The following is a 10,520-nucleotide window of genomic DNA, read 5'->3' as shown; positions in this document are numbered from 1 at the left end:
GGAATGCTGCCCTGATGCTCGATGGTCAGATAGCTGATGCAACGCCGAGCATCCAGCCGGTTCGGCGCGATGATGGCACCGGTGGGACAGATGTCGATGCAGCGCGTGCAGGTTCCGCAGTGTCCCTGTGGCGTTAGAGCCGTGCCTGGTAAGGCCAGATCGGTATAGATTTCACCCAGGAAGAACCAGGAGCCTTCGTCTTTGTCGATCAGGCAGGTGTGTTTGCCGATCCAGCCTAGACCCGCATTACGGGCCAGAGCGCGTTCCAGCGAGGGTGCCGAATCCACCAGAACTCGGTAGCCGAAGTGGCCGATTTCGGATTCGATGAACTGTGCCAGCTGCTTCAGGCGTTGGCGCATCAGCTTGTGGTAATCGCGGCCGAGTGCATAGCGCGCGACGTAGGCCCTGTCGGAGGATTCCAGTGTGGCCCAGGCCTGATCCGGATCGGTACCGTAATCCATGCGCACCGAAATCACCGAAAGCGTCCCAGGCTGGAGCAACTCAGGGCGTGCCCGCATCTCGCCATGGCGTGCCATGTAGTCCATCTGCCCGTGCTGGCCTTTTTCCAGCCAGTCCTGCAGATAGGCTTGATCGGCATCTAAATCCGCCTTTGCGATGCCCAAGCCGGTGAATCCGAGCGTGCGGCTGTGTGCCCTGATTTTATCCAGCAATGCCGAGGAATCCATTGGCTCAGTATAATGCCTGCATGACCAGCCCGGATTCCGACGCCATTCTTCTGCACAGCACGACGCCTGAAGCCACCGAGGCAGTCGCCGAGCGGTTGGCGGCTTGCTGCCCCGATCTGGCCGTGGTTTATCTCGTGGGCGATCTGGGTGCCGGAAAGTCCGTATTCGCAAGGGCTTTTCTGCAGGCATTGGGCGTCACCGGCCCGATCAAAAGCCCGACCTATACCTTGATAGAAACCTACACCCTTCACGATGGACGTGACGCCGTACACATGGATCTTTACCGCATTGCCGATCCCGAAGAGTTGGATTATCTGGCTCTGGACGGCGTCCTGGAACATCTCAGGGTGATGCTGGTGGAGTGGCCGCAGCGTGGAGCAGGACGTTTGCCGCCTGCGGATGTCACCGTTGCGCTCGCCATCGACGGTGATGGCAGGAGCGTTAGTGTCCATGCCGCCACCGAGCGCGGCATGCGATGGCTGCAGGCGCTCGCCCCGGCGCAATCGCCGTAAGCATGCGTTTGAACGGCGGTTAAACCGCGCATCGGCTGTGTATAATCAAATCTTGATTAAACCCCACAGCGGTGCTTCAATTCCAGAATGACCATTTTCCTGAATCGACTGCTGAGTCTGGCCCTGTTGGCCGGCGCCGGAATCGCCTCTGCGGGTTCCGCCACTCAAGTATCCCAGATCCTTCTGCTGCAGGACGATACCGCCACCCGTGCTTTCGTTGAAATCAGCCAGCAGAGTGCCTACAAGGCGTTCCTGCTGAAAACGCCGGATCGTGCGGTACTGGATATCGAGGGCGCCGAATTCGCGCCGCAGTTCAAGCTGCCGGGTGCCAACGGCGTGGTCCTGGCCGTTCGGCAGGGCAAGACACCGACCGGACTGCGCGTGGTGTTCGATCTTGCCCAGGGCGCCCAGCTCAAAGACCGGCTCGATCTGAGCGGCGCAAAGCCGCGCCTGATTCTCGAGCTGATTTCGTCGGGCGCACCCGTTGCGCCGGCAATCGCCAAGGCCTCCCCGGTCCCTGAAACCAATACGCCAGCGACCAAGCCGGATCCGGTGACAACCGTACCGTCGCCGAAGACCGCGCCTGCCCCCGTTCAGGCCACAGGCAAGGCAGGGGCCCCAAGCCCGGGCGTGCCCGGCCGAAGCAACGTCGGTTACGCGTTGATGGATGATGAGATCGTCCAGATTGACATCGACAGCCGCGGCGAGAAACCGCGCACCACGGTCCAGCCCGCTGGCGAAAAAGTCACACCGCCGCTGCCGAACATCAAGCCGACGCTGAATCCGACGCCGGCACAGGGCAAGGCCGCGCCGAAGAAAGGCAAAACGGTGAATGATGTCCTCGGCGCTTCCGCACGGAAACTGGTCATCGCCATCGATGCCGGGCACGGGGGCAAGGACGAAAGACATCACACTGCGTGTGGCCAAGGAGCTGGCGGCGGCGATCAATGCTGACCCGGGCATGCGTGCCGTGCTGATCCGGGATGACGATACCTTCGTGCAACTGCAGGAGCGCTACCAGCGCGCGCGCCGCGCGCAGGCCGATCTGTTTATCTCCGTCCATGCTGATGCCGCCGGAAACAATGCCGCCAATGGTTCTTCGGTATATGTTTTGTCAACCAAAGGCGCGTCTTCACAAGCTGCGCGCTGGTTAGCAGACAAGGAAAATGCTGCTGACTTAATCAGTGATGGTGGTAAATCCCTCAGTCTTGATGACAAAGAGCGGAATCTGTCAGTTACTCTATTAGACATGGTTCAAAGCGCGACATTCCGTATGAGCGAAGATGCGGCCAGTAATGTGCTGCGTTCGCTGAAAGAGCTCGGAAAAGCCCATAAAAAAAAAAAAGAAGTCGAGCACGCCAACTTCGTGGTACTGCGTTCGCCGGATGTGCCCTCGATGCTGGTGGAAACCGGATTCATCACCAACCCCGAAGAAGAGCGCAAGCTGTCCGATCCGCAGCACCGCAAGCGTCTGGCCTTCGCCATCGCCCAGGGTGTCCGTGCCTTTTTCATCGAGCAACCGCTTCCGGGTACCTACTACGCACGCAAAGGCACCAATCCGGGCGAGGGTGTCGCCGCCGCAGGCTCCGGAATCATCCCCTGAGGATACCGCCGGACGGCTTGGCATTCGGTACAATGAACGGCCATGCGCATCCAGAAACTGCCCGATGTCCTGATCAACCAGATTGCCGCCGGCGAGGTGGTCGAACGCCCGTTCTCGGTGGTCAAGGAACTGGTCGAAAACGCGCTCGATGCCGGTTCGACCCGGGTCGATATCGATCTGGAAGAGGGCGGCATCCGCCTGATCCGCATCCGGGATGATGGCGATGGCATCGGTCCGGAGGATCTGCCCCTTGCCGTGCAACGGCATGCCACCAGCAAAATCGCCAGTCTGGATGATCTTGAACAGGTCGCGACGCTGGGATTCCGGGGCGAGGCCTTGCCCTCGATCGCATCAGTGTCCCGTTTCAGCATCCGGTCCCGGACAGCCGATGGGCAGCACGGCGCGATGCTGGCCATCGAGGGCGGCAAGTTGGGCGACGTCCGCCCCGAAGCCCATCCGGTCGGCAGCACCATCGAAGTGCGTGATCTGTTCTACAACGTACCGGCCCGCCGCAAATTCCTGAAAACCGAGCGCACCGAGCTCAACCACATCGATGAGTGGCTCGGCGCACTGGCGCTGGCCAAGCCACAGGTCGAATTGCGGGTCCGTCACAATGGCAAGGCCTTCAAGACCTACCGGGCGGTTCCGCAAGGGCAACGCATCCAGCGGATTGCCCAGGTTCTGGGCGAAGCGTTCGCCGGACAGTGCCTTGAAGTCTCTGCCGAACATCCGGAGATGGCCCTGAGCGGTTGGGTCGGTCTGCCGACCGCGGCACGGTCCAGTCCGGACCAGCAGTATTTCTTCGTCAACGGACGTGCCGTACGCGACAAGACGGTGGTGCATGCGGTCAAGCAGGCCTATGCCGATGTGCTTTATCACGGCCGTCATCCGGCATTCGTGCTGTTCCTCGACATTGATCCGGCGCGGGTGGATGTCAATGTGCATCCGGCCAAGCACGAGGTGCGTTTCCGGGACGGCCGAAGCATCCATGACTTCATTTTCCGCAGTCTGCACCGGCTGATGGCCGATACACGCGCCGGCGCGCCTTCAGCGGCGATAGCCGCGGCCGAAGGATTTTCCCCGGCGCCGACCTATCTGCCGCCTGTGCAGGGTGCCATGTCCTTGCCGGTGCACGAGCAGCTGGCCCACTACCGTACGATTTACGGCCACCATGAGACACCGCTCCATTCCGTGCCGATGCCGGATACCGACCCGGAGCGCGCGCCGCCGCTGGGCTTCGCGCTGGCGCAGTTGCATGGCGTGTTCATCCTGGCCCAGAATGAAGCCGGTCTGGTGCTGGTCGACATGCACGCCGCGCATGAACGCATCACTTATGAACAATTGAAGGAAGCGCAGAGCGGCGGCGGCATCCGCAGCCAGCCTTTGCTGGTTCCCGTGTCGGTGCCGTTGAGCGAAGCCGAGGCCGCCGCCAGCGAAACCCTGTCCGAAGCGCTTCAAGCGCTCGGTTTCGATGTCGTTCGTTCGGGGCCGCAATCGGTCAGCGTGCGTGCGGTGCCTTCACTCCTGGCGGACGTGGATGCCCGCCAGCTGTTTCTGGACGTGCTCTCCGAATTCCGCCAGTTCGGCGCTTCACGCCGACTGCAGGAAGCACAGAATGAATTGCTGTCCACCATGGCCTGCCATGGCTCGGTGCGCGCCAACCGGCGTCTGAGCGTGCCGGAAATGAACGCGCTTCTGCGCGCCATGGAAGCCACCGAGCGTTCCGGACAATGCAATCACGGCCGCCCGACCTGGGTGCAGTTGAGCCGATCCGAATTAGACCGTTTATTCCTGAGGGGACGATGATGCGTACATACACCATGGTGCTGGCCGCGCTGTTGCTGGCCGGTTGCCAGCAGGGCCCGAGTCCGGAGCAGTTGGCCAGGGAAAAGGCCGAAAAGATGAAACATTACAGTGAAGTCATGCAATGGCGCACCGGGCGCATTGAACGGCTGACCAAACCGGATGGCTGGCTGTCGCTGGTCGGCATGCACTGGTTGCCGAAATCGGGAATTACTCGGATCGGTTCGGGTGAAGCCAATGGCACGCGTCTTGCCACCGGTCCGGACAAGCTCGGCCTGATCACCGTCGATGAAGCAAAACAAGTCTGGCTGCAACCGGAAAACGGTGTCGCCATCACCATCGATGGCAAGCCGGCCGCCGGGCGGACCAAACTGGTACCGGACAGCCAAGGTACGGCCACGGTCGTCGGTTTCAATGAAGGCAAAGCCAGCTTCATCGTCATCGAGCGTGGTGGCCGCCTGGCATTGCGGGTGCGCGATGCCGAGGCACAGACACGGGTCAAGTTCACCGGCATCGATTATTTCCCGGTAGACTCCGTCTTCCGTTACACCGCTACCTTCACGCCGCATGATGCCGGACGCACCATCGATATCGTCAATATCCTCGGCATCGTCGAACCGATGATGAATCCCGGAACCGTGACATTCAGCGCCGGAGAAAAGAAGTTCACCTTGGAAGCCATCGATGAGGGCGATCACCGCCTGTTTCTGGTGTTCGCTGACCGCACCTCCGGCAAGGAAAGTTACGCCGCGGCCCGCTTCCTTTACGCCGAATATCCGGGCCCCGACGGCAAGACCGTGGTCGATTTCAACAAAGCCTACAATCCGCCCTGCGCGTTCACGCCGTTCTCGACCTGTCCGATGCCGCCGCCGGAAAACCGGATGGATATGGCCGTGACGGCGGGTGAGAAAAAACCGCGCAAGATCACGCCATGAATAAAGCGGCGGTCTGGCTCTCGGCCTGCTGTCTGGCCGCCGGTTGCGCATCGGGCACACCGAGCACGCCGGCGATCTGGAAAGTCAGCGATGCCGACAACAGCGTCTACCTGCTCGGATCTTTCCATGCCCTGAAAGCCGAAGACTATCCCTTGTCGGACCAGGTCATGGCAGCGTATGCCGATGCCGAACGGCTGGCATTCGAAATTGCGCCCGACGAGCTGCAGTCTCCGGATCTGCCGGCCATTATGCAGCAGGCGGCGCGGTTGCCGGCCGGACAGAATCTGCAGGCCCTCTTGCCGGAGGCCGCCTGGCGGCAGCTGCAGGACTGGAGTCAGGCCAATCCGTCCTATCCGATCGCCGGCCTGAACCGGCTGGAGCCCTGGTATGTGGCCATTCTGGTGTCGAATTCGCGGGCACAGGCTGAGGGTTTCGAGCCCGCCCGCGGCGTCGACCAGCATTTCATGAATGCCGCCAGGCCTTCGGCCAAACCGAGTATCGGCCTGGAAAAAGCCAGTCAGCAGATCGCCCTGTTTGACGGCATGCCGCCCGCGGCGCAACGGCAGCTTCTGCAAGAGGCGCTGGACGGCAATGCGGCGGAGGATGCCCGCGATCTGGAAACCCTGCGCCGTCTGTGGAAAGCCGGCGATGCCGCCGGTCTGCAGCGGGAAACCATCGAACGCATGCGCCGGGAATATCCGGATCTTTACCGGAGCGTCAATGTCGATCGCAACCACGCGTGGCTGCCGCAGGTCCAGGCCATGCTCGATGCTGAAACCAAGGATGACACGTTGGTCGTTGTCGGCGCCCTGCATCTGCTCGGCGATGACGGTCTGGTCCAGCTGCTCCGCGATAAAGGCTATCGCGTTGAACGCCTGAAGTAGGGATTCAGCGCGGCACGATGTCGATGCAGTCGACCGGGCAGGGCGGAATGCACAGGTTGCAGCCGGTGCACCATTCCGCCAATACGGTATGCATCCGTTTCGAAGCACCGATGATGGCATCCACCGGACAGGCCTGGATGCATTTGGTGCAGCCGATGCACTCGGCTTCACGGATGATCACCACGCTTTCCGGCAATGCCGCGCCATGTTCCGGGTTCAGGGGTTTCGGGGCGACCCCGAGCAGCACTGCCAGGGCGCGGATGCCTTGATCGCCGCCGGGCGGACACTGGTTGATGTCGGCACGGCCTTCGGCGATGGCTTCTGCATAGGGCCGGCAACCGGCATAATCGCATTGACCGCATTGGGTCTGCGGCAGCAGCGCATTGATGTCGTCGGCCGTCGGCCTGTTCGGCATGTTTATTTGACCGGATGTCCGGGTTGCGCGCCGGAATCGGCATCGAGCAGGTACAGTCCGTCATCTCCGCCGGCCGAAAGGATCATGCCTTCGGACACGCCGAAACGCATCTTGCGCGGCGCCAGATTGGCGATGAACACCACCTTGCGGCCGATCAGTTTCTCCGGTTCGCCGTAACTGCCGCGGATGCCGGAGAAGATCTGACGCTGACCGAGCGGGCCGGCATCGAGCAGGAAGCGCAGCAGTTTGTCAGAACCGTCCACGAATCCGCATTCCAGCACGCTGCCGATGCGCAGGTCGAGCTTAGCGAAATCGTCGATGCCAATCGTACCTGGCGCGGTTTCGGCGGAAGCTGGCTTTTTGGATTCTGCGGCTTTGGCCGGTTTTGCATCACCAGCAGGCGCTGCGGCGGTGGTGTCTTTGGAGGCGTCTATCATGGTTTGGATGTTCTTGGGATCGATACGGGTGAACAAGGGGCTGTAAGCGGCGATGCGGTGACCAAGCAGAGGCGCTTTGAAATCCGCCCACTGCACGATGGGGGCGTTGAGGAATGCCTCGGCCTGTGCAGCGACCTGCGGCAGAATCGGCTTCAGCGCTACGGCCAGTACGCGGAACAGATTGAGCGCCTGCGTACAGACGCCATGCAGCGCCGCGCTCTGGTCCGGATCCTTGGCCAGTACCCACGGTTTCTGCTCGTCGATGTAGCGGTTTGCGATATCGGCCAACGCCATGGTCTGGCGCAGGGCCTGTGCGGTTTCGCCGTCCAGATAGCTTTGCCGGATCGCGCTGAATTCGCTTTCGAACAGTGCGTAGGTGGCGGTATCGGGCAGGTTGTCCGCCAGCATGCCGTCGAAACGGGTGTTGATGAAACCGGCGCAGCGGCTGGCGATATTGACGAACTTGCCGACGATATCGGCATTGACCTTGGCTACGAAATCATCGAGATTGAGGTCGAGGTCGGCCACGCCGGAACCGGATTTTCCGGCGAAATAATAACGCAGGGCTTCCGGTTGAAGGCCGGCTTCCAGATAGCTGCGTGCCATCACGAAGGTGCCGCGTGATTTCGACATCTTGGCGCCGTTGACGGTCAGGTAGCCATTCACATGCAGTTTGGTGGGTGCGCGCAGGCCGGCGCCATGCAACACCGCCGGCCAGAACAGGCCGTGGAAGTTGACGATGTCCTTGCCCAGAAAATGGTGCAGCTCGGTTTCGTTTTTGGCGTTGCGGCTTGCGTCCAGATAGGCGTCGAAATCGAGGCCTTCGCGCTGGCACAGCGCCTGGAAACTCGAGAGATAGCCGATCGGCGCGTCCAGCCAGACATAAAAATATTTGCCCGGAGCGCCGGGGATCGGGAAACCGAAATAGGGCGCATCGCGCGAGATGTCCCAGTCGCGCAGACCGCCTTCGGCGTCCAGCCATTCGCGCAGCTTGGTCTTGATGCCCTCGTGCGCGACATCGCCCTGCAGCCAGTCGTTCAGGAATTTCGTGTAATCGCCGAGCTTGAAGAAATAGTGTTCGGATTCCCTCAGGACCGGTTTGGCGCCGGACACCACTGAAACCGGATCGATCAGCTCGGTCGGGGCGTAGGTCGCGCCGCAGTTTTCACAGTTGTCGCCGTACTGGTCGGCCGTTTTGCAGTTCGGACAGCTGCCTTTGATGTAGCGGTCGGGCAGGAACATCTGCTTTTCCGGATCGAACATCTGGTTGATGGTCCGCACTGCGATGCTGCCGCGGGCCTGCAACGCAGCATAAACGCGCTCGGTGAAGGCGCGGTTGTGCGGTGAGTGGGTCGAGTCGTAGTGGTCGAACGCGACGCCGAATGCCGCGAAATCGGCTTCGTGCCCGGCCTGGATGCCGGCGATGAACTGTTCGGGGCTCAGTCCGGCTTTTTCCGCGGCCAGCATGATCGGCGTGCCGTGGGTGTCGTCGGCGCAGACGAAATGGGCGGTGCCGCCGGCCAGACGGCGGGCCCGGACCCAGATATCGGCCTGGATGTAGCCGACCAGATGCCCCAGATGAAGGGGGCCATTGGCATAGGGAAGGGCGGTGGTGACGAGTGCGGGCGTGATAGACATAATTGAATTATAAGGCTTTGGCGTATCGCTGTGGCTTTCCAGTACAATACCGTTTTGCCCCGAAGTACCCCCGCATGTCCCTCACCGAAGCCGCCATCCGCGCCGAATTGGCCCATATTTCCGATCCCGACACCGGCCTGGACCTGATTGCGGGCAACCATGTGCAGGCCATCGGGGTGGACGGCAACAATGCGGCCATCGCCCTGCAATGGCGCTATCCGGCGCGTTCCGCGCATCCGGCCTTGATCGCCGCCATCGAAAACCGGCTGAAAAGCGCGCTCGGCGCCGCCGCCGTAGCGGTCAGCATCGACACCCGCATTCCGGCCCACAAAGTACAGAATGCGCTGTCACCGTTGCCGGGCGTGAAGAACATCATCGCCGTGGCTTCGGGCAAGGGCGGTGTCGGCAAATCCACCACGGCAGTCAATCTGGCGCTGGCGCTGGCGGCTGAAGGTGCGGCCGTCGGTATTCTCGATGCCGATATCCACGGCCCCTCGATTCCAATGATGCTCGGCATCACCGGCAAACCCGACAGCCTGGACGGCAAGACCGTGGAGCCGAAAATCGCTCACGGCCTGCAAGCCATGTCGATCGGTTTGTTTCTGGGTGAAGACACGCCGACCATCTGGCGCGGGCCGATGACCACCCAGTACCTGCAACAGCTGCTGACCACCACACGCTGGCAGGATCTGGATTATCTGATCATCGATCTGCCACCGGGCACCGGCGATATCCAGCTGACCTTGGCCCAGCGCGTGCCGGTTTCGGCGGCAATCATCGTCACCACGCCGCAAGACATTGCTTTAATTGACGCCAAGAAAGCATTGAAAATGTTCGAAAAAGTGGAAGTTCCCGTGCTCGGCATCATCGAAAACATGGCGACCCACATCTGCAGCAACTGCGGTCATGCCGAAGCCATTTTCGGCGAGGGCGGCGGCGCGCGCATGGCCGAACAATACGGCGTGGAACTGCTCGGTCAACTGCCCTTGGCGCGCCACATCCGTGAGCAGATGGATTCCGGCCGACCGACCGTAGCCGCCGACCCCGATTCCCCGGCCGCCGCGGCATACCGTGGCATCGCCCGTAAGGCAGCCGCCCGTCTGTCGCAGCAGGCCCGCAACAAAAGCATTGGCATTCCCAACATCGTCATCCAAAATACCTGAACCCTTTCCGAGACCCGATATGAGCATCAAATCCGACCGCTGGATCCGTCGCATGGCCGAACAACAGGGCATGATTGAACCGTTCGAACCCGGCCAGGTCAAGACCGCTGCCGACGGCCACCGGATTGTCTCTTACGGCACTTCCAGCTACGGTTACGACGTGCGCTGCGCCCGCGAGTTCAAAATATTCACCAACATCAACTCGACCATCGTCGACCCCAAGGCCTTCGATCCGACCAGCTTCGTCGACATTGAGGCCGATGTCTGCATCATTCCGCCGAATTCCTTCGCGCTGGCGCGAACGGTCGAGTTCTTCCGCATCCCGCGCGACACCCTGGTGGTCTGCCTGGGCAAGAGCACCTACGCGCGCTGCGGCATCATCGTGAACGTGACACCGTTGGAGCCGGAATGGGAAGGCCACGTGACGCTTGAATTCAGCAACAC

The 10,520-nt window shown here is 61.4% G+C and carries 11 protein-coding genes; 8 read left to right on the top strand and 3 right to left on the bottom strand.

Going from position 1 to position 10,520, the window contains the following annotated elements; all coding sequences use genetic code 11:
- The coding region (queG, locus tag Q0W88_RS09670) for a tRNA epoxyqueuosine(34) reductase QueG (RefSeq protein WP_297802893.1) at nucleotides 1–686 on the bottom strand (686 nt) is incomplete at its 3' end.
- A gap of 20 nt (nucleotides 687–706) precedes the next feature.
- Between queG and tsaE the strand changes: the two genes are divergently transcribed.
- The 6 genes from tsaE to Q0W88_RS09640 all read left to right on the top strand — a co-directional run bounded on the left by tsaE (nucleotide 707) and on the right by Q0W88_RS09640 (nucleotide 6,423).
- A complete protein-coding gene (tsaE, locus tag Q0W88_RS09665) occupies nucleotides 707–1,198 on the top strand; it encodes a tRNA (adenosine(37)-N6)-threonylcarbamoyltransferase complex ATPase subunit type 1 TsaE (RefSeq protein WP_297802889.1) in 492 nt (163 codons plus the stop codon).
- An 87-nt stretch (nucleotides 1,199–1,285) separates the two neighbouring features.
- A complete protein-coding gene (locus tag Q0W88_RS09660) occupies nucleotides 1,286–2,152 on the top strand; it encodes an AMIN domain-containing protein (RefSeq protein WP_297802886.1) in 867 nt (288 codons plus the stop codon).
- Complete coding sequence (locus Q0W88_RS09655; RefSeq protein WP_297802884.1) at nucleotides 2,118–2,801, top strand: N-acetylmuramoyl-L-alanine amidase; 684 nt, start codon at nucleotides 2,118–2,120, stop codon at nucleotides 2,799–2,801. The genes Q0W88_RS09660 and Q0W88_RS09655 overlap by 35 nt, the downstream gene beginning before the upstream one ends.
- 42 nt (nucleotides 2,802–2,843) lie before the next feature.
- Complete coding sequence (gene mutL / locus Q0W88_RS09650) at nucleotides 2,844–4,607, top strand: DNA mismatch repair endonuclease MutL (protein ID WP_297802881.1); 1,764 nt, start codon at nucleotides 2,844–2,846, stop codon at nucleotides 4,605–4,607.
- A complete protein-coding gene (locus tag Q0W88_RS09645; RefSeq protein WP_297802878.1) occupies nucleotides 4,604–5,539 on the top strand; it encodes a DUF1684 domain-containing protein in 936 nt (311 codons plus the stop codon). The genes mutL and Q0W88_RS09645 overlap by 4 nt, the downstream gene beginning before the upstream one ends.
- The gene (locus Q0W88_RS09640; protein WP_297802875.1) at nucleotides 5,536–6,423 is read left to right on the top strand and encodes a TraB/GumN family protein; all 888 of its coding nucleotides are present in this window, start codon (nucleotides 5,536–5,538) and stop codon (nucleotides 6,421–6,423) included. The genes Q0W88_RS09645 and Q0W88_RS09640 overlap by 4 nt, the downstream gene beginning before the upstream one ends.
- Before the next feature lie 4 nt (nucleotides 6,424–6,427).
- Here the strand turns inward: Q0W88_RS09640 and Q0W88_RS09635 are convergent, their stop codons facing one another.
- Together Q0W88_RS09635 and metG are read right to left on the bottom strand one after the other, a co-directional pair.
- Complete coding sequence (locus Q0W88_RS09635; RefSeq protein WP_297802871.1) at nucleotides 6,428–6,838, bottom strand: RnfABCDGE type electron transport complex subunit B; 411 nt, start codon at nucleotides 6,836–6,838, stop codon at nucleotides 6,428–6,430.
- A 2-nt stretch (nucleotides 6,839–6,840) separates the two neighbouring features.
- A complete protein-coding gene (metG, locus tag Q0W88_RS09630) occupies nucleotides 6,841–8,913 on the bottom strand; it encodes a methionine--tRNA ligase (protein ID WP_297802869.1) in 2,073 nt (690 codons plus the stop codon).
- Nucleotides 8,914–8,987: 74 nt separating this feature from the next.
- On the opposite strand from metG, the gene apbC reads away from it, so the two are divergent.
- Both apbC and dcd read left to right on the top strand, forming a co-directional pair.
- On the top strand, nucleotides 8,988–10,076 hold the full coding sequence (gene apbC / locus Q0W88_RS09625; RefSeq protein WP_297802866.1) for an iron-sulfur cluster carrier protein ApbC: 1,089 nt from the start codon (nucleotides 8,988–8,990) through the stop codon (nucleotides 10,074–10,076).
- A gap of 19 nt (nucleotides 10,077–10,095) precedes the next feature.
- Nucleotides 10,096–10,520: dCTP deaminase (gene dcd / locus Q0W88_RS09620; RefSeq protein WP_297802863.1), on the top strand; the 425-nt coding region annotated here is incomplete at its 3' end.

Origin of the sequence: Arenimonas sp. GDDSR-1, assembly GCF_025980345.1 — a bacterium.
Taxonomy (GTDB): Bacteria; Pseudomonadota; Gammaproteobacteria; order Xanthomonadales; family Xanthomonadaceae; genus Arenimonas.
The sequence above is the reverse complement of the archived record's forward strand: the minus strand, read 5'-3'. Positions and strand labels throughout refer to the sequence as shown.